We start from the raw sequence: 21889 nt of genomic DNA on the forward strand, positions 1-21889 counted from the left end.
TTGCTCAGCCGCGCGGCTTGCGGTCGGAGAGCCCGTGCATGAAGACGAAACAGCCGGGAATGCGCGGCGCGCCGTCGGCGAACTTCGCCTGGTAGTCCGACGGCGTGACGCCGACCAGCTGCCGGAACTTGCTGCTGAACGAGCCGAGGCTGCTGTAGCCGACCAGCATGCACACCTCGGTGACGGTGAGATTGGTCGCGCGCAGCAGGTCCTGGGCGCGTTCGATGCGCCGCTCGGCCAGATACGCGGCCGGGGTCAGGCCGTAGACGGCGGCGAACGCGCGCAGGAAGTGGTATTTCGACACCCCGGCGGCCGCCGCGAGCCCGTCCAGATTCAGCGGGTCGGCGTAGTGCCGGTCGGCCAGGTCCTTGGCGCGGCGCAGATGCGGCAGCAGATACAGCGCGGGCGATCCGCGCGCTCGTCCTCCGCTCATCGCGCCTCCCGTGCCTAGGCGAACGGCGGACGCTCGTCGAAGCGCAGCGACGCCCGGCCCGCCATCCGCCAGGCGCGCGCGGTCAGGTCGACGTCCTCGTCGGTCACCAGGTTGCCCATCACCCGGACGGCCGTGCGCTGCAAGTACTTCGACCGCAGCACGGGAGGGCCGCCCAGCGGCACCATGCGCGGATGCGTGGCCAGACCCGCGATCCGCCGGGCGACCGAGAACGTGCGTCCGTAGCGGGCGCGCAGCACCTGCGGCCAGATCGCGCCGAGGTCGGGTTCGTCCAGCAGGTCGGCCAGCATGTGACCGCCCTCCAAGCCGTAATCGATGCCCTCGCCGTTGAGCGGGTTCACGCACCCGGCGGCGTCACCGATGAGCACCCAGTTGCGGCCCGCGACGTTCGAGACCGCCCCGCCCATCGGCAGCAGGGCCGAGGCCACCGCGCGCAGCGAGCCTTCGAATTGCCATTCCTCCCTGCGCAGCGCGGTGTAGTGCGCCAGCAGCGGCTTCAACGCGATATGCGAGGGCCTGCGTTCCGTCGCCAGCGACCCGACACCGATGTTCACCTCGCCGTTGCCGAGCGGGAACACCCAGCCATAGCCGGGAACCAGCTCGCCGGAGGCATCGCGCAACTCCAGGTGCGAGGTGATCCACTGGTCGTCGCTGCGGCCGGACCGGATGTAGGCCCGCGCCGCGGTGCCGTACGCGTACTGCCGATGCCAGACGCGGCCGAGCAGCCGCCCGATCGGTGAACGCACGCCGTCGGCGACCACCAGCGTTCGGCAGGCGATCGCGCGCGTGCCGTCGGCCGTCCGCACCGTCACGCCCGTGACCCGGTCGCCCTCGCGGGTGACATCGACCACTTTCGTGCCGTCCACCATGCGCGCACCGGACTTGACCGCCGTTTCGCGCAGTTTGTCGTCGAGTTCGGTACGCGGAACCGCGCTTCCGTACGTCGGGAAGGACCCGCCCGGCCAGCTCAGCAGCGCCTCGCGGCCGAAGCCGGTCATCCGGAGGCCGTGGTTGACGATGTGCGCGCGCACCCACTCGCCGAGACCGAGCTGCTCCAGTTCCGCGGTGGCGCGCGGGGTCAGCCCGTCGCCGCAGGTCTTGTCCCTGGGAAAGACGGCGGAATCGAGGAGCACCACGTCCCGTCCCGCCCGAGCCGCCCAAGCCGCCGACGCCGATCCGGCCGGGCCCGCGCCGACGACCAGCACCTCGGCCCGGCTGGGCAACGCGTCCTCGTCGCTCGCGGGACTCGCTTCCGGTGAACCCATGCGCTCCATACTCGCAGGGCCGTCACACCCATGTCGACGGCGGTCGCGCTCGCGTCGTGGACGATCACCGCCGACGCGCCGCGATCGTGGCCGATCCACCACAGAGTGACGGTGTTCATGGGCCATCCGGCGGTGACACGCTAGGTTCTCTACCGTGGGGTCGGACGCATCGCTGGGAGAAGAAATGAGCACATCGGCCATGAGCGAGCGCAGCGAGCGAATCATGGACACGGCGCACGGCGGAGCCGGGAGCGACGTGAGCACGGTCGTGGCCGGAGTCGACCTCGGTGACCGCGCGCTGGCCGACACCGTGCGCAACGGGCTGGCCGAAGTGGAGAGACTCCTCGTCGACGAACTCTCCGACGGTGCGGAATTCCTCCAGGAAGCCGCGCTGCACCTGGCCAAGGCCGGCGGCAAGCGCTTCCGCCCGCTCTTCACCATCCTCACCGGGCAGCTCGGCCCGCGCCCCGCCGACCCCGCGCTGATCACGGCGGGCACCGTCGTCGAGCTCGTGCACCTGGCCACGCTCTACCACGACGACGTGATGGACGAGGCCCCCATGCGCCGCGGCGCTCCGAGCGTCAACTCGCGGTGGGGCAACAACATCGCCATCCTCGCGGGCGACTACCTGTTCGCGCACGCGTCCCGGCTCACCTCCACCCTCGGCCCCGACGCGGTGCGCATCATCGCCGAGACCTTCGCCGAACTGGTCACCGGTCAAATGCGCGAGACCATGGGCGCTCGGGAGTCGCAGGACCCGGTCGAGCACTACCTGCGCGTGGTGTGGGAGAAGACCGGATCGCTGATCGCCGCTTCCGGCCGCTTCGGCGGCACCTTCTCGGGGGCGGACCCCGAGCACGTCGAGCGTCTGGCCCGCCTCGGTGACGCGGTCGGCACCGCCTTCCAGATCTCCGACGACATCATCGACATCTCCTCCGCCTCCGAGCAGTCCGGCAAGACTCCCGGCACCGACCTGCGCGAGGGCGTGCACACCTTGCCGGTGCTGTACGCGCTGCGCGAGGAGGGCGCCGACGGCGATCGCCTGCGCAAGCTGCTGGCCCGTCCGCTGGAAACCGACGACGAGGTGGACGAGGCGCTCGCCCTGCTCGCCGACTCGCGCGGCATGACGCTGGCCAAGGAGAAACTGCAGGGCTACGCCGACCTCGCCTACGCCGAGCTGTCCGCCCTGCCCGGCGGCCCCGCCAACGACGCGCTCGAGCGGCTGGTTCGCTACACCATCGAACGCGTGGGGTGAGCGCGGCGGGGATGCACCGGAACTTTGCCTGGAGCTTCTATCGTTTATCTGCTGTAAGGCGACTCGGTGAACGGGGGAGCGGCAAGGGAGACGTATGCACGGGCACGGGTTTGCGAACGGGCTGAAGACCTTCGGGCTGATGGTGGGCCTGTCGGCCCTGATCGTGGTGATCGGCGCGCTGTTCCGCAACCCGACGATCCTCGTCGTCGCGATCCTGCTCGCGGTGGGCATGAACGCCTACGCGTACTTCAACAGCGACAAGATCGCGTTGAAGGCCATGCACGCCCAGCCGGTCAGCGAGCTGGAGGCCCCGGTCATGTACCGGATCGTGCGGGAGCTGGCCACCATCGCGCGGCAGCCGATGCCCCGGCTGTACATCAGCCCGACGAACGCGCCCAACGCCTTCGCCACCGGACGCAATCCTCGTCACGCCGCGGTCTGTTGCACCAGCGGCATTCTGCAGCTCCTCGACGAGCGGGAATTGCGGGCCGTGCTCGGTCACGAACTCTCGCACGTCTACAACCGCGACATCCTCATCTCCTCGATCGCGGGTGCCCTCGCGGCCGTCATCTCCGGCGTGGCGAACCTGGCCATGTACCTGTCCATGTTCGGCGGCAACCGCAACGGCGAGGGTCCGAACGTGCTGGCCGTGCTGCTGGTCTCGCTGCTCGGCCCGATCGCCGCGACGCTGATCAAACTGGCCGTCTCGCGTTCGCGCGAATTCCAGGCCGACCAGTCCGGCGCCGAGCTGACCGGCGATCCGCTGGCGCTGGCGTCCGCGCTGCGGAAGATCGAACGCGGCGTGCAGACCGCCCCGCTTCCGCCCGAGCCGCGGCTGGCGTCGCAGTCGCACCTGATGATCGCCAATCCGTTCCGTGCGGGTGAGCGGGTCGCGCGCTGGTTCTCCACGCATCCGTCGATGAACGAACGCATCGCCCGGCTCGAGGAGATGGCGGGCGGCCCGCGCCGGCACTGAGCCCGGGAACGCTCAATCGTCCAGGGCCAGCTGGTCTTCGTAGGCGCGAAACGTCTCGACGAACAACTGCCGCTGCTGCGCGGTGAGCGGCTCGAGCACGGTGCGCCAGGCGCGAGCGCTGCGTCCCAGCCATTTGTGCACGGCTTGCTCGTGCGCCGGTGCGATGGCGACGATGGTGCGCCTGCGGTCGTCCGGGTCCGCGCCGCGTTCCAGCACACCCTGCTTGCTGAGTTCGCCGACCATCAGGCTCACCGTCGTCGGCGCCACCTCCAGGCGGGCGGCGAGATCCGTCACCGTGGTCGGTCCGTCGAACACCAGATTGGCCAGCAGCGACAGGTGCCGAGGCGCCAGCGAGAACGACTCCAGTTCCTTCGGAACGCCCAATTTCTTGGCCCGTCCCACCACGCGCGGCATCAGCAGCAGCAGCGTGCGGATGCCCTCGTCCACGCCGAGTCCCGGCCGCTCCTCGGTTGACATGCCGACCGCCTCCCAATAGCCTTTGTCTACAAAATAGTTTTGCTTGCAAAGCAAAACTCGCACATCGTCATCAGGCTATAACCAGCGGTCGCGGCGTTTGCGTCGTGCCGCGGAAGGGGTGTCGGATATGACTGATCCGGAGCGCAGCGGGCCGAAGGAGTTCAACCGGGCGATCATCGCGGAGTTCCGCGCGAACGCCGGCCGCGTCGGCGGAATGTTCGAGGGAGCGCCGCTGCTCCTGCTCACCACCGTCGGCGCGAGAACCGGACGCGCGCACACGGTGCCGATCGTCTACCGCCGCGACGGTGCGCGCGTCCTGGTGTTCGGGTCCAACGCGGGCGCGGACACCCATCCGGCCTGGTTCCACAACATGCGTGCGAATCCCGAGGTGACCGTCGAGATCGGCACGGGGGAGCGGATCGAGACCTACCTCGCGAACGCACGAGTGCTCGAGGGCGGCGAGCGGGACCGGCACTATGCCGCCCAAGCCGGCGACGATCCCGCCTTCGCCGCCTATCAGGCGGCGACCGACCGGATTATCCCCGTCGTAGCGTTGGAGCCGGTCACGCGTCCTGGGCTCGGCAGGCGCCGCCTTCTGGCGGCAGCGGGAGCCACCGCCGGCGCCGTGGCGGGCGTCGCGGGTGCGACAGCGCTGACCGGATCGCCGGACAGGGCCACGCCCGCGCGGCAGCGCGCCGCGGCCGTCGGCGATCACCTCCGGCACGTGCATGCCCAGCTGCGCCGTGACCTCGCCACCGTCCGGACGGGTCTCGAGCAATACGTACGGGCACCGGGCGTGGCGGGCAAACCGGCGCTGCCGCGGGATCTACGCGCCCATTGCCTCGCGTTCTGCGGCGCGCTCGGCGAACATCACACCAGCGAGGACGGCGTCTTTCCCGCCCTTGTCCGGCTGCATCCCGAACTCGCGCCCGTGATCGACCGGCTCAACCGCGAGCACGGTGTGGTCGCCACCGCGCTGACCGAGCTACGGGAACTCCTCGACGCGCCGGAACCCGGCGATCCGGCCCGGCTGCGCGCGGACTTCGATCGCCTCGCGACGGAACTGGAGACCCACTTCACCTATGAGGAGGACACCCTCGTGGACACGCTGAACGCGACCGATCCCGCCGCGCTGCGGGCCGGCGGTCAGCGGTAGTTGACGAACTGCAGCGCGATGCCGAAATCCTCGCCCTTCAGCAGGGCGATGACGGCCTGCAGATCATCGCGCTTCTTGCTGCTCACCCGCAGTTCGTCGCCCTGGATCTGCGCCTTCACGCCCTTGGGGCCTTCGTCCCGGATCTTCTTGGAGATCTTCTTCGCGTGCTCGGAATCGATGCCCTGCACCAGCGAACCGGTGATCTTGTACACCTTGCCGGAGGAGACCGGCTCGCCCGCGTCGAACGCCTTCAGCGAGATGTCGCGGCGGATCAGCTTCTCCTTGAACACCTCCAGCGCGGCCTTCACACGCTCCTCCGCCTCCGCGGTGAGCACGATCTTGTCCTCGCCGGACCATTCGATCGACGCGCCGGTACCGCGGAAGTCGTAGCGGGTGTTGAGCTCCTTCTCCGCCTGATGCAGAGCGTTGTCGACCTCCTGCCGGTCGACCTTGCTCACAACATCGAAAGACGAATCAGCCACGCTGCGCTCCTGTTCTGACAGTCCGACGGGTGAGCTGAGCCCGATGCTTCCAGCCACCGTCAGTTCTACCCGGAGACCCGAGGGTAGTCGCGTCGCAGGGCCGATAGCCAGCCGGTTTGCATTCAGGGTGCGGGTTCGATGTATTCTGCTCAGCGCGCGAAACAATGCGCGAACGGCAGGTTGCCCGAGCGGCCAATGGGAGCAGACTGTAAATCTGTCGGTGAAAGCCTACGTAGGTTCGAATCCTACACCTGCCACTCCGCTCACCAGGCGAGCCCTGTACGCAAAAAGCGCGTACAGGGCTCGCTTCGTAATGTTCTGTGGGGGTGCAACCCCCACACCCCGCCCGGCGGGGCTTCGCCCCCCGGACCCCCCTCGCGGTGGTTGCTTCGGTCACGCCTGTTGCGTCGTCTTGTGGTGGCGATCGACCGACTTTTTCCTCGGCCGCGTTGTATGTCTCAGCACAACCCGACGCATGTCCCATGTCTTCGCGTCGTTGCATCGACCCGCTTCGTTCACCGAGTGATCGGTTCGACTGATCGGTCCGGTCTGCGGACCGTAGCTTCTTCTCGTTGGCTTCGATCTGGCTCGATTCGTCGAGACGTCTGACTTCCGGTCGGGACGTATTGCATTTTCGTGGCATCGTGTGATCGCCTGCACGTCATGTTCGCGTTCGAGGGCGGCCACGTTCGCGTTCGATAACCTGAGGGTTGCGCTGGCGAACTGGAGTGAAGGCCCGGAGGCTGCGGAAAGTTGCGGCCACGCGCCCGAAAACATGCCTTTGACCACCCGGTTTGGTGCTGAGACCGGTGAGTGTGTAACCTCGTTCAAGACTTCACCGCGCTGAGGTCGAGTGTTCGAGGCTCGGTGCGGAAGTAGTCATGCCCCCTTAGCTCAGTCGGCAGAGCGTTTCCATGGTAAGGAAAAGGTCAACGGTTCGATTCCGTTAGGGGGCTCGCCGGATTGCCGGTGGTGACCGACTCGGCATCGCTCCCGTAGTGCGGGCTCGGCACCATGGCAATGCGACGCCGTGGCGGTGTAGCTCAGTCGGTAGAGCAAACGACTCATAATCGTTGTGTCGCCGGTTCAAGTCCGGCCATCGCTACCACAACCGATACAAGCCCATCAGGTACCGGAAAGAAGGCATATCGTGGCCGCGAAGTCCACCGATGTCCGGCCAAAGATCACCTTGGCCTGCGAGCAGTGCAAGCACCGCAACTACATCACCAAGAAGAACCGGCGTAACGACCCGGATCGTCTGGAGTTGAAGAAGTTCTGCCCGAACTGCGGCACGCACCGGGCGCACCGCGAATCCCGCTAGTCCTCCACGCGTGAACTACCGCGTGGTCTAACGCCGGGAGTCGCCTCCCGGTATCTCGGGCCGTGGCACCGCGAGGGCCGGACAACTGTCCGGCCCTGACGCATTTTCACGGTGTGGGTGCGGTGGTGAGCGCTCCGCAGACTCCGGGTGACGGGGTCAGATAGGTACAGTCCTCCCGTGACAATCAACACCGGTACAGACGAAGCGGTCCAGGCGGGCGAGACGCTCGACCCCGCGGCGAACGCCGCGGCGATGGTCGGTCACCACTACCGCGTCGACGACTACTACGAGGTCGGCCGCGAGAAGGTGCGTGAATACGCCCGCGCCGTGCAGGACTACCACCCGGTGCACTGGGACGAGGACGCGGCGCAGGAGTACGGCTACGACAACCTGCTCGCGCCGGTCACCTTCATCTCCCTGGTCGGGATTCTCGCGCAGCGCAAATTGTTCGAAGAGGTCGTCACCGGCTACGACCTCAGCCAGATCATGCAGACCGACCAGATCCTGGAATTCCATCGCCCGATCAGGGTCGGCGACCAGCTCACCTGCGATGTCCACCTGCATTCGTTCCGGCAGGCCTTCGGCGGCGACATCATCGTGACCAAGAACATCGTCACCGCGCAGAACGACGAACTGGTGCTCACCACCTACACCACGCTCGTCGGCCGCAGCGGCGGCGACATCGACCCGAACCTCAACGCCGCCGTCCGCAACGTGCTCATGCACGGCATCGGCGAGGACGCGCCGGGGCACCACCCGCGCACCTCGCTCGCGGTGACCGAGGCGCCCGCACCGGTCGTACCGCCCGCGGAAGGGGTGCGCACGAAGCACGCCATCCGGTTCGAGGATGTCTCGGTCGGCGACGAGCTGCCCGCGCGCATCGTCCGGCTCACCCGCGGCGACCTGGTGAACTACGCGGGCGTCTCCGGCGATGCCAACCCGATCCACTGGAGCGACGAGGTGGTGAAGCTGGTCGGCCTGGAGAACGTCGTCGCGCACGGCATGCTGACCATGGGTCTCGGCGGCGGATTCGTCACTTCGTGGCTCGGCGATCCCGGCGCTGTCAAGGAGTACAACGTCCGCTTCACCAGCCCGGTCTACGTGGGCTCCGAGGAGGCGGCCGAAATCGAGTACACCGGTAAGGTGAAGTCGGTCGATCCGGAGAACCGGACCGCGGTCGTGGCCATCGTGGCGAAGTCGGCGGGGAAGAAGATCTTCGGCCGCGCCACCGCGACGGTGCAGCTCGCCTGACCAGGGACAGCGACCCGGATTGGCTAATGGCGCGCACGGTAACGTACACTCAGGTTTCTGGGGTCGCCAGCCGCTGCGCGCTGCTCTGAGGGGCTGGTTCCAGGCGGTCCGCGCGGATCGCCCACGGGGCCGGCAACTGCCGGAGCGGCGCGCGTGTTGTGTGACACCAGGACACAACTGAATATCGGAACAGTGGTTGGACAGCCAACACCGTCCAACCGAAGGGGCGTAGCTCAACTGGCAGAGCAGCGGTCTCCAAAACCGCAGGTTGCAGGTTCAAGTCCTGTCGCCCCTGCCCTGGATGCCAGCGACGAGAGAGGATCGACGTGAGCGAGCGAGCAATTCGCACGGCGCGCATCGCGCACGACGGCACCAAACGGAGCGAGGAGAAGGCGTGAGCGACGAGCGGGACACTCGCCGCGGCGCACATGCCGCCGACGAAGGCGATGGCACCGCCGCAGCGACACGACCGAGCGGAAAGCGGTCCGCCCGGCGGACTCGCACTGGATCCTCACAGGTCGACACGGGCGCTATCGCCACGCTCGACCGTCCGTCGCGGAAGGCAACCAAGGCGACCGATCGGGCCGAACGCAAGAAGTCGGGTAATCCGTTCAAGCGTTTGATCAAGTTCCTGCGTGAGGTCATCGCGGAACTGCGCAAGGTGATCTGGCCCAACCGGAAGCAGATGGTCACCTATACGAGCGTTGTTCTGGTGTTCGTGATTTTCATGGTCGCGTTCATCAGCGGGTTGGATCTGGCGTTCATCAAGGGTGTCAACTGGCTGTTCGGCTAGCTGAACGACGCCGACGCCGGTAGCCGATCCCGGGGCGGACACGGGTGGCAGTGATGTCGCCGCGCGCCCGGCCCGGCACGCAGAGGATGTACGTGACGACACAGGAAGCGAGTGCCCCAGTGAGCACCCCGGAGAACGACACACACGACAAGTTCCCGGCCGACGACGCGGTGGCCGAGCCCACCGACTCCGTCGAGGAGTTCGCGACCGACGAGCCCGCGGTCGAGGAATCGGAGCCCGCTGAGTCCGCCCCTGCCGCCCCGATCGATGCCGAGCCCGCCGATCCGGTCGCCGAAATGAAGGCAGCGCTGCGGCGCGCCCCCGGCGAGTGGTACGTCATCCACTCCTACGCCGGCTACGAGAACAAGGTGAAGGCCAACCTCGAGACCCGCGTGCAGAACCTGGACCTGGAGGACTACATCTTCCAGGTCGAGGTGCCCACCGAAGAGGTCACCGAGATCAAGAACGGGCAGCGCAAGCACGTCAACCGCAAGGTGCTGCCCGGCTACATCCTGGTCCGCATGGAGCTCAACGACGAGTCGTGGGGCGCGGTGCGCAACACGCCCGGCGTCACCGGCTTCGTCGGCGCCACCTCGCGTCCGTCGCCGCTGTCCATCGACGACGTGGTGAAGTTCCTCGTCCCGGCCGCGCAGCAGCAGAAGAAGCCCGCCGCGGCGGCCGCGGCGGCGTCCACCGAGACCGCGGGCGGCGAGGTCGCGCCGAAGCCGGTCATCGAGGTCGACTTCGAGGTCGGCGAGTCGGTGACCGTGATGGACGGTCCGTTCGCGACGCTGCCCGCCAGCATCTCCGAGGTCAACGCCGAACAGCAGAAGCTCAAGGTGCTCGTGTCGATCTTCGGCCGCGAGACTCCGGTCGAGCTGGCGTTCACCCAGGTCGCGAAGATCTAGATCCGTTCCGTCGACGACGGGATGAGTCGGCCCGCGCCGCGGGTCGAGTCAGCAGACTTGCAAAGAGCAAGGGACACCAACACCTAGGAAAGAAAGATGCCCCCCAAGAAGAAGAAGCTCGCCGGGATCATCAAGCTTCAGATCCAGGCCGGCCAGGCGAACCCGGCCCCTCCGGTCGGCCCCGCGCTCGGTCAGCACGGCGTCAACATCATGGAGTTCTGCAAGGCGTACAACGCCGCGACCGAGTCGCAGCGCGGCAACGTCATCCCGGTCGAGATCTCGGTGTACGAGGACCGGTCGTTCGACTTCAAGCTGAAGACCCCGCCCGCCGCCAAGCTGCTGCTCAAGGCCGCAGGCGTGCAGAAGGGCTCGGCCGAGCCGCACCGCAACAAGGTCGCCAAGGTGACCATGGACCAGGTGCGCGAGATCGCCAAGACCAAGCAGGAAGATTTGAACGCCAACGACCTCGATCAGGCGGCCAAGATCATCGCGGGTACCGCGCGTTCGATGGGCATCACCATCGAAGGCTGAGCGGAATCGCTCCCTGGTGGGAGGGCCGGCCAGGCCCGATAACCACGTCTGAACTATCGAACAGGACAGAGAATCATGGCAAAACGAAGCAAGGCGTACCTCGCCGCGGCCGAGAAGGTCGATCGCACCAAGCTCTACTCCCCGCTGGCCGCCGCGCGCCTGGCGAAGGAGACCGCCACCACCAAGACCGACGCGACCGTCGAGGTCGCCGTGCGTCTGGGTGTGGATCCCCGCAAGGCAGACCAGATGGTCCGCGGCACGGTCAACCTGCCGCACGGCACCGGTAAGACCGCCCGCGTCATCGTGTTCGCCGCGGGCGAGAAGGCCGCCGAGGCCGAGGCCGCCGGCGCGGACGCCGTCGGCGCCGAGGACCTGATCGAGCGGATCCAGGGCGGCTGGCTGGACTTCGACGCCGCGATCGCCACCCCGGACCAGATGGCCAAGGTCGGCCGGATCGCGCGTGTTCTCGGCCCGCGCGGCCTGATGCCGAACCCGAAGACGGGCACGGTCACCACCGACGTGACCAAGGCCGTCAACGACATCAAGGGCGGCAAGATCAACTTCCGGGTCGACAAGCAGGCCAACCTGCACTTCGTCATCGGCAAGGCGTCTTTCGACGACAGCAAGCTGGTGGAGAACTACGGCGCCGCGCTGGACGAGATCCTGCGGGCCAAGCCGTCGACCGCCAAGGGCCGCTACGTCAAGAAGGTGACGGTCTCGACGAACACCGGACCGGGCATCCCGGTGGACCCGAACCGCACCCGCAACCTCCTCGACGAGGACGCGTAAGCAGCGACTGAGCACCACCGCAATGGCGGGAACGCGTTTCGCGTTCCCGCCATTGCTGTTTCCGGACTAATTCGCCCGGCAACGTGGTTGGGTTCGATGTGACAGTCGTCCTGTTGATATCCGGCAGCACTCGCGCCGCGTCCACCAATTCCGCCGCATTGCGCACGGTCTCGGCGATTGCCCCGGACGGGATCAGAACCCGGTGGTACGACGGCCTCGCGGCATTGCCCGCCTTCAACCCGGACGACGACGGCTCGGCGCATCCGCCGGTTCTCGCGCTGCGGGAACAGCTTTCGGGATCGGATGCGGTCCTGTTCTGCACCCCGGAATACGCGGGCACGCTGCCAGGCAGTCTGAAGAACCTGCTCGACTGGACAGTGGGCACCGGTGACCTCTACGAGAAGCCGGTCGCGTGGCTCACGGTCGCGCCGCTCGGCCGGGGCGAGGGCGCGTCGGCGACGCTGCGCAGCGTGCTCGGGTACGTAGGCGCCGACATCGATCTCGACGCCTGCGTGCGCCTACCGGTGCTTCGTGAAGACGTCGGACCGGACGGACTGATCGCCGGCGCCGAATTCCGGTCCGGTGCGTCCGAGGTGCTGCGCCGACTCGTCCGGCATGCGCAGCGCGCAACGTCCTGAGAACGCCACGCGCCGGTACACGGACGGGCAATCCGTGTACCGGCGCCCCGCCGCCCGTATCCAGCCCAGGCGCGGCATCCTGGGTCGGCGGCGGTGTCGAGTCGGCGCTATGGCGCCGGATCTTCCTGCGGCTCAGCGGATTTGCGCCATCCGAGCAGGACGGAATCGCGGTCCGGGACGCCCCAGGGCAGGAAGATCGCTACCAGGACCGCGCACCCGACGACCGCGCTCGCGGCCACCAGCGACGCGGCATGCGAACCCTGGAGCATCGCCGTCTTCATGGCGATGATCAGGTTCTCCCGCTGGGTCTCGAAGAACGGGGCCAGCGGTCGTTTGCGCATTTCGATGACGCTCAGCAGGCTGGCTTTCACCAGGCCCTTCTCGGTGTCGTTCATCAGCCCGGCCGGTACGGCATCGATACGCGGCCCGATCCGGGTGCTGTAGTACGAGGCAACGATCGAGCCGAGCACGGCGACGCCGAGCGTGCCGCCGATCTCGCGGGTGGTGTCGTTGACCGCCGACCCGGCGCCCGCCTCGTTCAGCGGAAGCGAGCCCATGATGGATTCGGTGGCCGGGCCCTGCACGATGGCCAAGCCGAGCGCCATCGAGACCATGGACGGCAGCACATCGGTCACATAGGCGCTGTCCACGGTCACCTGCCCACCGAGATACAGGCCGAGACCGGTCAGCAGCAGACCGAACACGATGATGGACGTGGTGCTGAGGCGCTGGGCGAGCAGCGTGGCGATCGGCGCGCCGATCGCCACCGAAAACGCGAAAGGTAAAGAGGCGATGCCGAATTCGAGCGGCGTGTACTCCCGGACGCCCTGAAAGTACTGGGTGATCAGGAAGAGGAATCCGAACATCGAGAAATAGCAGACCGCGATGGCCGAGGCGGGCATCGAGAAACGGCGGTCGCGGAACAGCCGCATATCGAGAATGGGGGCGGCGGTGCGTAATTCCCACGCGACGAATGCGGCGATCAGCACGACGCCGAACGCCCCGACGCCGAGTGTGGTCGCCGACAGCCAGCCATGGCGCGGCGCTTCGATAATCGACCAGACCACCAGCGTGATGCCCGCGATGGACAGCGCGATGCCGAGCACGTCGAGCCGTCCCACCCGATCCGATCGCGATTCGGGTACCCAGATCAGGGTGGCCGCGAAGGCGATGAGCGCCGCGGGCACGTTGATCCAGAACACCGCGTGCCAGCTGAAGTGCTCGAGCAGCCATCCGCCCGAGATCGGGCCGATGGCGATCGCGAAGCCCGCCATGGCCGTCCACGCGGCGATGGCGAGCGCGCGCTCCCTGCGGTCGGTGAAGACGTTGATGATCAGGGCGAGCGTCGCGGGGAAGACGGCGGCGGCGAAGACGCCCATGGCGGCGCGTGCCGCGATGACCGCTCCCATGGAGTCCGACAGCGCGCCGCCGATCGACATGACGGCCACGCCGATCAGGCCGATCATCATGACGCGGCGGCGGCCATAGCGATCGCCGAGGTTGCCGAAGGCCAGCAAGAGCCCGGCGAAGCTCAGCGTGTACGCGTCGACGACCCATTGCAGGCCGCTGATGCCGGTGCCGAGTTCGACTCCCAGGGAGGGCAGCGCCACGTTGACGATGGTGTTGTCCAGGACGACCAGCAGTTCCGCCAGGCAGATCACGGCCAGAGCGACGAAGCGCGCGGTACGTCGTTCCAGCAGCATCGGTGGATCGACTATGGAGGTTGCCATAGCCCCGAAGCCTAGGCGGTAAATGTCACTCGAAGTAACAGATTCTTGGGCGATGTCCGCCACAGTCCACAGAAAATGTGATGCCAGACACGATTGTCAGAGTGTGGCGAAGTGGCAATCGCGCTCCGCGCGGGGGCCGTTTTGGCAGATGGGAATCCCTCCGGGTACATTGGAGGTCAGTTATCGACGAGTTCGATCGCTACCCAATCCGTTCTACCGAAGACCGTTGGTCGCCGATCCCGTATGGGTTCGGTCGAAGGTCCGGCGACATTGCCGGCGGCCCACGCAGGGAGAGCCGAGGCTGGGAATTGATCCGGGCATGCTCCGGATCGATTTTCTGTTGCGCCCCGGAACGCTCTGCGTTCGGGGCGTTTGTTTTGTCGCCGGCCCCTGATCGGTAGTTCGCGTACACGAACCGACCAATCAGAGAGGAGGCGAAGTATGGCAAAACCCGAGAAGGTCACCGCGGTCGAGGAGATCGCGGAGCAGTTCAAGAGCTCGACGGCCACCGTCGTCACGGAATACCGTGGCCTGTCGGTCGGCAAGCTCACCGAGCTGCGGCGCGCGCTCGGCGCCGACGCCACGTACTCCGTCGCCAAGAACACCCTGGTCAAGCGTGCCGCCGCTGAGGCGGGCGTGGAAGGCCTCGACGACCTGTTCGTCGGGCCGACCGCGATCACCTTCATCACGGGTGAGCCGGTCAACGCGGCCAAGGCCCTGAAGACCTTCGCGAAGGACAACAAGGCGCTCATCATCAAGGGCGGCTACATGGACGGCGCTCCGCTGTCCGTGTCCGAGGTCGAGCGGATCGCCGACCTGGAGACCCGCGAGGTGCTGCTGGCCAAGCTGGCGGGCGCGCTCAAGGGCAACCTCACCAAGGCCGCCGGTCTGTTCAACGCTCCCGCCTCGCAGGTGGCCCGCCTGGCCGCCGCGCTGCAGGAGAAGAAGCAGGCCGAAGAAGGCGCAACGGCCGCCGAGTAATTCCGTGCGGCACGACTCGCCCGCATAGACAGCAACTACCGAAAGGAAAACAACAATGGCCAACGTTGACGAACTGCTCGAGACCTTCGGCAACATGACCCTGCTCGAGCTGTCGGACTTCGTGAAGAAGTTCGAGGAGAAGTTCGAGGTCACCGCGGCCGCTCCGGTCGCCGTCGCCGCCGTCGGCGGTGCCGCCGCTCCGGCCGAGGCCGTCGAGGAGCAGGACGAGTTCGACGTCATCCTCGAGGGTGCCGGCGACAAGAAGATCCAGGTCATCAAGGTGGTCCGCGAGATCGTCTCCGGCCTGGGCCTGAAGGAGGCCAAGGACCTCGTCGAGAGCGCTCCGAAGCCGATCCTGGAGAAGGTCGCCAAGGATGCCGCCGAGGCCGCCAAGGCGAAGCTGGAAGAGGCCGGCGCCAAGGTCTCGGTCAAGTAATTCACGACCGAACACGCCGAACGGGCGGTCCCCTTCGTGGGGCCGCCCGTTCGCGTTTTCCGGCTATCTCGCCGCTATTGCTGATACCAAAAGGATTGCGGAGTTACTCCGCAGTCAGGTAGGGGTGTGCCCCGTCTCGCTCATGAGTTACAGTGACCGAACCCACACGTGACGCACCGTGATGACCGAGCGCGCGGTTCGCCGGTGGGCAGCTCGCTGAGAATTGTGGAGGTTGGCGTGGGCGTCGAGGTCAGGACCGAGAGTGTAACCAAGTCTTTCGGTTCCCAGCGAATTTGGCAGGATGTGTCTCTGACGTTGCCCTCGGGCGAGGTCAGTGCGCTGCTGGGCCCGTCGGGTACCGGTAAGTCGGTGTTCCTGAAGTCGCTGATCGGCCTGCTGCGCCCCGAACGCGGCTCCATCTTCATCGACGGCACCGATATCACCACCTGCTCCAACAAGGAGCTCTACGAGATCCGCAAGCTCTTCGGCGTGCTGTTCCAGGACGGCGCGCTGTTCGGCTCGATGAACCTGTTCGACAACGTGGCCTTCCCGTTGCGCGAGCACACCAAGAAGAGCGAAGCCGAGATCAAGAAGATCGTCATGGAGAAGCTGGAGCTCACCGGTCTGCTCGGGGCCGAGGGCAAGCTGCCCGGCGAGATCTCCGGTGGTATGCGCAAGCGCGCCGGGCTGGCCCGCGCCCTGGTGCTGGATCCGCAGATCATCCTCGTCGACGAGCCCGACTCCGGCCTGGACCCGGTGCGCACCTCGTACCTGTCGCAGCTGCTGATCGACATCAACGCGCAGATCGACGCCACGATCCTGATCGTCACGCACAACATCAACCTCGCGCGCACGGTGCCGGACAACATCGGCATGCTGTTCCGCCGCCAGCTGGTCATGTTCGGCCCGCGCGAGGTGCTGCTCACCTCCGAGGAGCCGGTGGTCAAGCAGTTCCTCAACGGCCGCATGATCGGCCCGATCGGCATGTCCGAGGAGAAGGACGAGGCGCAGATGGCGCGCGAGCAGGCGTTGGTGGACGCCGGGCACCACCACGGCGGCGCGGAGGAGGTCGAAGGCATCATCCCGCAGATGCGCGCGACCCCGGGTATGCCGGTGCGCCAGGCGGTCCTGCGGCGTAAGGAACGCGTCCGCGAGATCATGCACACGCTGCCGCACGCCGCGCAGGTCGCGATCCGCGAATCACTTGCCGAAAACGACGACACGCAGGTGATGGCATACAACAGCGGCGACCTGGCTAATTATCAAGGCGGCGCGTACGACACCACCGTGCGGCACAACGCAACTAACGGGTAACATCTGCGATCGTGAATTCGACCCTGGCGCGATTGCGAACTCCCCTGGAGTCGGGGTTTGCCCAGGCCGGCAATATATTTGCGCTGCTCATCGACGTTATGCGGAAGACATTCCGTCGTCCGTTCGAGTGGCGGGAGTTCATCGAGCAGTCGTGGTTCATCGCGAGTGTCTCGATCCTGCCCAGCGCGCTGGTCGCGATTCCGTTCGGCGCGGTCGTGGCATTGCAGACCGGCTCGTTGATCAAGCAGCTGGGCGCGGAGTCCTTCACGGGCGCGACCAGTGTGCTGGCAACCGTCCAGCAGGCCGCCCCCGTCGTGACCGCCCTGATCATCGCGGGCGCGGCCGGTTCGGCGGTGGCCGCCGATCTCGGCTCGCGCACCATCCGCGAGGAGATCGACGCGATGGAAGTGCTCGGCATCGATCCGGTGCGAAAGCTGGTGGTGCCGCGCGTACTCGGCATGATGCTGGTCGCGCTGCTGCTCAACGGCCTGGTCTCGGTGGTCGGCATCGCCGGTGGGTACTTCTTCAACGTGTTGCTGCAAGGCGGCACGCCCGGCGCCTACCTGGCGTCGTTCTCCGCCCTCGCCCAGCTGCCGGACCTGTGGATCGGTGAGATCAAGGCGGCGGTGTTCGGCCTGCTCGCCGGCGTCATCGCCGCGTACAAGGGGCTGCATCCCAAGGGGGGCCCGAAAGGAGTCGGTGACGCGGTGAACCAATCCGTGGTGATCACGTTCATGGTGCTGTTCTTCGTGAACCTCATCCTGACCCTGGTGTACCTACAGGTCGTCCCGGCCAAGGGTGCCTGACGGATGGCCACGTCGTACCGGACCCCGGTCGCCAAGTCCATGCGCCGGGTGGGTGAAGTCGCTCGTATGCCGCTCAACGTCATCGATCGCGCGGGCGAGCAGATGTCGTTCTACACGCGGGCCATCGCGTGGATCCCGCGGACCGCGGTGCATTACCGCAAGGAAGTCATGCGGTTGCTCGCCGAGGTCACCTTCGGCTCCGGCGCGCTGGCGGTGATCGGCGGCACCATCGGCGTCATCGTGTTCATGTCCGGCTCCGTCGGCGTCGTCGTCGGTCTGCAGGGCTTCAAGGCCCTCGACGCGCTCGGCAGCTCGGTGCTCACCGGCTTCCTCACCGCCTACATCAACACCCGCGAGATCGCTCCGCTGGTCGCCGCGCTCGCCCTCTCCGCCACCGTCGGCTGCGGTTTCACCGCGCAGCTGGGTGCCATGCGGATCTCCGAGGAGATCGACGCGCTCGAGGTGATGGCGGTGCCCGGCGTGCCGTTCCTGGTGACCAGCCGGGTGATCGCCGGGTTCCTCGCGGTGATCCCGCTCTACATCGTCGGGCTGCTCGGCACGTTCCTGGCGTCGCGGTCGATCAGCATCTGGTTCAACGGCCAATCCAGCGGTTCCTACGACCACTACTTCAGTTTGTTCCTGCCACCGGAGGACGTGCTCTATTCGTTCCTCAAGGTGCTGGTCTTCGCGTTCGTGATCATCATGGTGCACTGCTACTACGGGTTCCACGCCACCGGCGGACCCGCCGGCGTCGGCGTCGCGGTCGGCCGCGCGGTCCGCGCCGCGATCGTCCTGGTGAATGTGCTCGACTTCTTCCTCAGCCTCGCGATCTGGGGCACCACCACCACGGTGCGGGTGGCCGGATGAGCCGCACGCAGGCCTGGCGCTCGACCGCGAAGCTGCGAACCCGAGTGCTCGGCATCGCTTTCTTCGTCGTGGTCGCACTGTTCCTCTGGACCACCATCGCGATCTACAACAAGCAGTTCGTGAAGACTGTGCACGTCGATCTGATCACCGACAGCGTGGGCAACGCGCTGACCCGCAACGCGGACGTGAAGGTGCGCGGCATCACCGTCGGCGAGGTGCGCTCGAGCAGGTCCGAGGGCGGCGAGGTGACCTTGGACCTGGCCATCAATCCGGACAAGGCGCAGCAGATCCCGGCCAACGCGACCGCGCGCCTGCTGCCCAAGACGTTGTTCGGCGAGCGCTACGTGGATCTGGTGATCCCGGAGAACCCGAGCCCGCAGCACCTCACCGACGGCCTGACGCTGCACCAGGACGTCAGCGGCAACGCCATCGAGTTGAGCAAACTTCTCGACGACCTGCTGCCGTTGCTGCAGGCCATCCCGCCGCAGGATCTCGCGGCCACGCTGGGCGCGCTGTCGCAGGCGCTGGCCGGTCAGGGCTTCGCGCTCGGCGAGACCGTGGACAGGCTGGACGACGCCTTCCGCCAGGTCAACGTCGTGCTTCCGGACCTGCAGGCCGACCTGCGCAGCTTCGCCGAGGTGGCGGCCACCTACTCCGACGCGGCGCCGCAGCTGATCCAGGCTCTGGACAACCTGCGCACGACCAACGCCACGATCGTGCAGCGGCGCACCGACATCGACGCCCTCTACGCGACGCTCACGCCGGCCTCGGCCAGCACCACCGATTTCCTGATCGCCAACCGCGACAACATCGTCGACGTGGCCGCCGACTCCCGGCCCGCGCTGGAGCAGCTGGCCTACTACTCGCCGAACTACGCCTGCGCGCTGGCGAACTTCGCGCAGCTGAAGCCGCGCATCGACCGGATCTTCGGCAAGGGCACCGATCTGCCCGGCTCGCGGGTGACCATCGAACTGGTCAACACCCGCGGCAAGTACCTGCCCAACCAAGACGAACCGCGCTGGCTGGACACCCGGGGGCCGTGGTGCATCCCCGAGATGCCGCTGGGCGTCGACCCCGGCCAGTACACCGGCGGCCCGAACAACGACGGCTCCTACGCCGTGCCCAGCCGCAACCCCGGTGACCAGGAGACCGGCCACCTGGAGCCGCCGCAGTTCGGCGTCCACCCGGCGAGCAAGATGCCGACGATCGCCGGTTCCCCCATGGAGCAGCAGTCGCTCGGCGCGATCTACGGCGCGGCCAACGGCGTCGCCCCGGATCAGGTGCCGGGCTGGGTGACCCGGGCCGGCGCGCCCGCGTTCCGCGGAAGCGAGGTGAGCGTGCGATGAAGCAGCATCTGCGCGGCTTGGGCGGTCCGCTGACCAAGCTGATCATCTTCGTCGTGGTGACCCTGTTCGTGACCACCGTGCTCGCGCTGTCCATCGCGAACTACGGCGGCGGCGGTACCGGGTTCAAGGCCAGATTCACCGACGTCACCGCGCTCAACCCGGGCGACGAGGTCCGCATCGCCGGCGTCCGGGTCGGCAAGGTCACCGACGTCTCGATCGTGGACAAGCGGCTGGCCGAGGTGGAATTCGACCTCACCGACCGTGATTGGCTGCCCGCCTCGACCACCGCCACGATCAAGTACCGCAACCTGGTCGGCCAGCGCTACATCGCGCTGGAGCAGGGGACCGGGGAGCAGGGCCGCAAGCTGAACAAGGGCGGCACCATCCCGCTGGAGCGCACCAGGCCCGCACTGAACCTGACCACGCTGTTCAACGGCTTCCGGCCGCTGTTCCGGACGTTGACCGCCGAGGACGTGAACAAGCTGTCCTTCGAGATCATCCAGGTCTTCCAGGGCGAGCAGGGCACCATCCACGATCTGGTCGCGACCACCGCGAACCTGACCAACAAGATCGCGGACAAGGACGCCGTGATCGGTGAGCTGACCCGCAACCTGACCGCCGTGCTGGACACCGTGAACCAGCGCGACGACCAGTTCGATCAGTTGATCGTGAACACCGAGGCGCTGATCAGCGGCCTGAACGCCGAACGCGACACGATCGGGCGCTCGGTGACCTCGCTGGCGAATCTGACGTCGGCGACCTCGGACCTGCTCGTCCCCGTGCGTCCGACGCTGCAAGGGTCGATCGCGGGTCTGAGCCAGTTGACCGGCACGCTCGACGAGCGTTCGGACGAGGTGAACGAGGCGCTGTACAACCTGCCGCTGAAGATGGAGAAGCTCGGGCGCGCCGCGAGTTACGGCTCCTGGTTCCAGTTCTACCTGTGCGGCATCGACATCGTGGTCGGTCCGGGCGCCGTCGAGGCGCCGCAGCTCAACCTGCCCGCCGGCCTGCCGACGATCAACCAGCCGTTGTACACCAACGCCGCGCCGCGCTGCCATGGGAAGGCTCGCTGATGGACGACCGCATTCTGCTCGGCAAGCGCAGCCCGGCGTTCCTGGGCGCGCTCGGCATCGCCGTCGTGCTGTTGGTGACGATGTCGGCCTTCTTCCTGGATCGGTTGCCGATCATCGGGGCCGGGACCAAGTACACCGCGGAATTCAGCGAGGCGGCGGGTCTGAAGAAGGGCAACGAAGTCCGGGTGGCGGGCGTCAAGGTCGGCTCGGTCTCCGACGTCCGGCTCGACGGTGACCGGGTGCTCGTGGACTTCCGCACCAAGGACACCTGGATCGGCAACGAGACCACCGCGTCCATCCAGATCAAGACGCTGCTCGGACAGAAGTACCTCGCGCTCGACCCGAGGGGCTCGAAACCGGCCACGCCGAGTTCGCGGATCCCGCTCTCGCGCACGGTGTCCCCGTACGACGTGGTGGACGCGTTCACCGACGCCGCGCGCACCATCGATCAGATCGACACCACGCAGCTGGCCAAGAGCATGCAGGTGCTGTCGGAGGCGTTCGAGACGACGCCGCCGGAGATCCGTGGCTCCATCGACGGTGTGGCCCGGCTGTCGGAGACGCTGGCCAAGCGCGATCAGGAGCTGAAGAAGCTGTTCGCCGCGACCAGGCAGACCACCCAGATCCTGGCCGACCGCAACGCGCAGTTCGAGCGACTGCTCGGCAACGGCGGTCAGCTGCTGGCCGAGCTGAACATCCGGCAGCAGTCCATCAAGCAGCTGCTGGCGGGCGCCAGAACGGTATCGGCGGAGTTGAGCGCGCTCGTGCACGACAACGAGCAGCAGATCGGGCCCGCGCTGACGAATCTGCGCGCCTCCATCGATCTGCTCAACGCCAACCAGCAGAACATCTCCAAGACGCTCGAACTCGCGGCGCCGTTCTACAGCCTCTACGCCAGCGTGCTCGGCACCGGGCGCTGGTTCGACGCGGTGATCGTCAACGTGGTGCCGCCCGCACTGCCCGAAATCCCCGGCTACCGTCAGCCGATCCGCACCTTGGGAGGTAACTGACGTGGCGGACAACTGGCGTAGCGATCCGGTCGG

Annotated in this window: 23 protein-coding genes and 4 tRNA genes; 22 read left to right on the forward strand and 5 right to left on the reverse strand. The window is 67.1% G+C overall.

What is annotated here, in order from left to right:
* Positions 1-4: 4 nt before the first annotated feature.
* Both ABZ552_RS23805 and ABZ552_RS23810 read right to left on the reverse strand, forming a co-directional pair.
* Complete coding sequence (locus tag ABZ552_RS23805) at positions 5-433, reverse strand: AraC family transcriptional regulator (protein ID WP_281875746.1); 429 nt, start codon at positions 431-433, stop codon at positions 5-7.
* 14 nt (positions 434-447) lie between these two features.
* Complete coding sequence (locus tag ABZ552_RS23810; RefSeq protein WP_357439792.1) at positions 448-1716, reverse strand: geranylgeranyl reductase family protein; 1269 nt, start codon at positions 1714-1716, stop codon at positions 448-450.
* 223 nt (positions 1717-1939) lie between these two features.
* Here ABZ552_RS23810 and ABZ552_RS23815 point away from each other — a divergent pair, with 223 nt between their 5' ends.
* Together ABZ552_RS23815 and htpX are read left to right on the forward strand one after the other, a co-directional pair.
* The gene (locus tag ABZ552_RS23815; RefSeq protein ID WP_281881165.1) at positions 1940-2971 is read left to right on the forward strand and encodes a polyprenyl synthetase family protein; all 1032 of its coding nucleotides are present in this window, start codon (positions 1940-1942) and stop codon (positions 2969-2971) included.
* A 94-nt stretch (positions 2972-3065) separates the two neighbouring features.
* Entirely contained in the window at positions 3066-3947 is an 882-nt protein-coding gene (htpX, locus tag ABZ552_RS23820; protein ID WP_281875743.1) for a zinc metalloprotease HtpX, read from the forward strand.
* A gap of 12 nt (positions 3948-3959) precedes the next feature.
* Here htpX and ABZ552_RS23825 read toward each other — a convergent pair whose 3' ends face one another.
* The gene (locus ABZ552_RS23825; protein ID WP_281875742.1) at positions 3960-4424 is read right to left on the reverse strand and encodes a MarR family winged helix-turn-helix transcriptional regulator; all 465 of its coding nucleotides are present in this window, start codon (positions 4422-4424) and stop codon (positions 3960-3962) included.
* Positions 4425-4551: 127 nt separating this feature from the next.
* Here ABZ552_RS23825 and ABZ552_RS23830 point away from each other — a divergent pair, with 127 nt between their 5' ends.
* A complete protein-coding gene (locus ABZ552_RS23830) occupies positions 4552-5580 on the forward strand; it encodes a nitroreductase/quinone reductase family protein (RefSeq protein ID WP_357439796.1) in 1029 nt (342 codons plus the stop codon).
* Here ABZ552_RS23830 and ABZ552_RS23835 read toward each other — a convergent pair.
* The gene (locus ABZ552_RS23835; RefSeq protein WP_039802015.1) at positions 5571-6062 is read right to left on the reverse strand and encodes a YajQ family cyclic di-GMP-binding protein; all 492 of its coding nucleotides are present in this window, start codon (positions 6060-6062) and stop codon (positions 5571-5573) included. The two genes, ABZ552_RS23830 and ABZ552_RS23835, sit on opposite strands and share 10 nt — an antisense overlap.
* Positions 6063-6236: 174 nt before the next feature.
* Here ABZ552_RS23835 and ABZ552_RS23840 point away from each other — a divergent pair.
* From ABZ552_RS23840 to ABZ552_RS23890, 11 genes are all read left to right on the forward strand, one after another.
* Positions 6237-6319: transfer RNA gene (locus ABZ552_RS23840), tRNA-Tyr, on the forward strand.
* Between the two features lie 626 nt (positions 6320-6945).
* A tRNA-Thr gene (locus ABZ552_RS23845) sits at positions 6946-7018 on the forward strand.
* A 76-nt stretch (positions 7019-7094) separates the two neighbouring features.
* Positions 7095-7170: transfer RNA gene (locus tag ABZ552_RS23850), tRNA-Met, on the forward strand.
* Positions 7171-7212: 42 nt separating this feature from the next.
* Positions 7213-7383, forward strand: coding sequence for a 50S ribosomal protein L33 (gene rpmG, locus ABZ552_RS23855; RefSeq protein WP_011211653.1), 171 nt, complete (start codon positions 7213-7215; stop codon positions 7381-7383).
* A 183-nt stretch (positions 7384-7566) separates the two neighbouring features.
* Positions 7567-8634: a fused (3R)-hydroxyacyl-ACP dehydratase subunits HadA/HadB gene (locus tag ABZ552_RS23860; RefSeq protein WP_357439831.1), complete on the forward strand. Its 1068-nt coding sequence runs from the start codon at positions 7567-7569 to the stop codon at positions 8632-8634.
* A 222-nt stretch (positions 8635-8856) separates the two neighbouring features.
* Positions 8857-8929: transfer RNA gene (locus ABZ552_RS23865), tRNA-Trp, on the forward strand.
* Between the two features lie 99 nt (positions 8930-9028).
* Positions 9029-9427 carry a preprotein translocase subunit SecE gene (gene secE / locus ABZ552_RS23870; RefSeq protein WP_281875739.1) on the forward strand — a complete coding sequence of 133 codons (399 nt, stop codon included), beginning with the start codon at positions 9029-9031 and terminating at the stop codon, positions 9425-9427.
* Between the two features lie 119 nt (positions 9428-9546).
* Complete coding sequence (nusG, locus tag ABZ552_RS23875) at positions 9547-10335, forward strand: transcription termination/antitermination protein NusG (RefSeq protein ID WP_281881163.1); 789 nt, start codon at positions 9547-9549, stop codon at positions 10333-10335.
* 96 nt (positions 10336-10431) lie between these two features.
* A complete protein-coding gene (gene rplK, locus ABZ552_RS23880; protein ID WP_040783829.1) occupies positions 10432-10866 on the forward strand; it encodes a 50S ribosomal protein L11 in 435 nt (144 codons plus the stop codon).
* A gap of 75 nt (positions 10867-10941) precedes the next feature.
* Positions 10942-11655, forward strand: coding sequence for a 50S ribosomal protein L1 (rplA, locus tag ABZ552_RS23885; RefSeq protein ID WP_063017222.1), 714 nt, complete (start codon positions 10942-10944; stop codon positions 11653-11655).
* A gap of 98 nt (positions 11656-11753) precedes the next feature.
* The gene (locus tag ABZ552_RS23890) at positions 11754-12293 is read left to right on the forward strand and encodes an NAD(P)H-dependent oxidoreductase (protein ID WP_357439800.1); all 540 of its coding nucleotides are present in this window, start codon (positions 11754-11756) and stop codon (positions 12291-12293) included.
* Between the two features lie 107 nt (positions 12294-12400).
* Here ABZ552_RS23890 and ABZ552_RS23895 read toward each other — a convergent pair whose 3' ends face one another.
* On the reverse strand, positions 12401-14023 hold the full coding sequence (locus tag ABZ552_RS23895) for an MFS transporter (RefSeq protein ID WP_357439802.1): 1623 nt from the start codon (positions 14021-14023) through the stop codon (positions 12401-12403).
* Between the two features lie 441 nt (positions 14024-14464).
* On the opposite strand from ABZ552_RS23895, the gene rplJ reads away from it, so the two are divergent.
* The 8 genes from rplJ (at position 14465) to ABZ552_RS23935 (ending at position 21856) form a co-directional block, all read left to right on the forward strand.
* The gene (gene rplJ, locus ABZ552_RS23900) at positions 14465-15004 is read left to right on the forward strand and encodes a 50S ribosomal protein L10 (protein ID WP_195084069.1); all 540 of its coding nucleotides are present in this window, start codon (positions 14465-14467) and stop codon (positions 15002-15004) included.
* Positions 15005-15059: 55 nt separating this feature from the next.
* Positions 15060-15440: a 50S ribosomal protein L7/L12 gene (rplL, locus tag ABZ552_RS23905; RefSeq protein ID WP_281916498.1), complete on the forward strand. Its 381-nt coding sequence runs from the start codon at positions 15060-15062 to the stop codon at positions 15438-15440.
* Positions 15441-15677: 237 nt separating this feature from the next.
* The gene (locus tag ABZ552_RS23910; protein WP_281875733.1) at positions 15678-16754 is read left to right on the forward strand and encodes an ATP-binding cassette domain-containing protein; all 1077 of its coding nucleotides are present in this window, start codon (positions 15678-15680) and stop codon (positions 16752-16754) included.
* Between the two features lie 98 nt (positions 16755-16852).
* Positions 16853-17560, forward strand: a complete 708-nt coding sequence (locus tag ABZ552_RS23915) for an ABC transporter permease (protein WP_228829281.1) — start codon at positions 16853-16855, stop codon at positions 17558-17560.
* 3 nt (positions 17561-17563) lie between these two features.
* Entirely contained in the window at positions 17564-18427 is an 864-nt protein-coding gene (locus ABZ552_RS23920; protein WP_159841734.1) for an ABC transporter permease, read from the forward strand.
* Positions 18424-19773 (forward strand): MCE family protein, encoded by a 1350-nt coding sequence (locus ABZ552_RS23925; RefSeq protein ID WP_281875729.1) that lies wholly within the window; start codon positions 18424-18426, stop codon positions 19771-19773. Before ABZ552_RS23920 ends, ABZ552_RS23925 begins: the two co-directional genes overlap by 4 nt.
* A complete protein-coding gene (locus ABZ552_RS23930) occupies positions 19770-20846 on the forward strand; it encodes an MCE family protein (protein ID WP_281875728.1) in 1077 nt (358 codons plus the stop codon). The genes ABZ552_RS23925 and ABZ552_RS23930 overlap by 4 nt, the downstream gene beginning before the upstream one ends.
* A complete protein-coding gene (locus ABZ552_RS23935) occupies positions 20846-21856 on the forward strand; it encodes an MCE family protein (protein WP_281875726.1) in 1011 nt (336 codons plus the stop codon). The genes ABZ552_RS23930 and ABZ552_RS23935 overlap by 1 nt, the downstream gene beginning before the upstream one ends.
* The last annotated feature ends 33 nt before the right edge of the window (positions 21857-21889 follow it).

The sequence above is a fragment of the Nocardia sp. NPDC019219 genome, assembly GCF_040632645.1.
In the GTDB taxonomy this organism is placed as follows: domain Bacteria; phylum Actinomycetota; class Actinomycetes; order Mycobacteriales; family Mycobacteriaceae; genus Nocardia; species Nocardia sputorum.

Coding starts and splice junctions, on each gene's coding strand:
- ABZ552_RS23805 (WP_281875746.1), bottom strand. CDS start 433: ATGAGCGGAGGACGAGCGCGCGGATCGCCCGCGCTGTATCTGCTGCCG.
- ABZ552_RS23810 (WP_357439792.1), bottom strand. CDS start 1,716: ATGGGTTCACCGGAAGCGAGTCCCGCGAGCGACGAGGACGCGTTGCCC.
- ABZ552_RS23815 (WP_281881165.1), top strand. CDS start 1,940: ATGGACACGGCGCACGGCGGAGCCGGGAGCGACGTGAGCACGGTCGTG.
- htpX (WP_281875743.1), top strand. CDS start 3,066: ATGCACGGGCACGGGTTTGCGAACGGGCTGAAGACCTTCGGGCTGATG.
- ABZ552_RS23825 (WP_281875742.1), bottom strand. CDS start 4,424: ATGTCAACCGAGGAGCGGCCGGGACTCGGCGTGGACGAGGGCATCCGC.
- ABZ552_RS23830 (WP_357439796.1), top strand. CDS start 4,552: ATGACTGATCCGGAGCGCAGCGGGCCGAAGGAGTTCAACCGGGCGATC.
- rplK (WP_040783829.1), top strand. CDS start 10,432: ATGCCCCCCAAGAAGAAGAAGCTCGCCGGGATCATCAAGCTTCAGATC.
- rplA (WP_063017222.1), top strand. CDS start 10,942: ATGGCAAAACGAAGCAAGGCGTACCTCGCCGCGGCCGAGAAGGTCGAT.
- ABZ552_RS23895 (WP_357439802.1), bottom strand. CDS start 14,023: ATGGCAACCTCCATAGTCGATCCACCGATGCTGCTGGAACGACGTACC.
- rplJ (WP_195084069.1), top strand. CDS start 14,465: ATGGCAAAACCCGAGAAGGTCACCGCGGTCGAGGAGATCGCGGAGCAG.
- rplL (WP_281916498.1), top strand. CDS start 15,060: ATGGCCAACGTTGACGAACTGCTCGAGACCTTCGGCAACATGACCCTG.
- ABZ552_RS23915 (WP_228829281.1), top strand. CDS start 16,853: ATGCGGAAGACATTCCGTCGTCCGTTCGAGTGGCGGGAGTTCATCGAG.
- ABZ552_RS23920 (WP_159841734.1), top strand. CDS start 17,564: ATGGCCACGTCGTACCGGACCCCGGTCGCCAAGTCCATGCGCCGGGTG.
- ABZ552_RS23925 (WP_281875729.1), top strand. CDS start 18,424: ATGAGCCGCACGCAGGCCTGGCGCTCGACCGCGAAGCTGCGAACCCGA.
- ABZ552_RS23930 (WP_281875728.1), top strand. CDS start 19,770: ATGAAGCAGCATCTGCGCGGCTTGGGCGGTCCGCTGACCAAGCTGATC.
- ABZ552_RS23935 (WP_281875726.1), top strand. CDS start 20,846: ATGGACGACCGCATTCTGCTCGGCAAGCGCAGCCCGGCGTTCCTGGGC.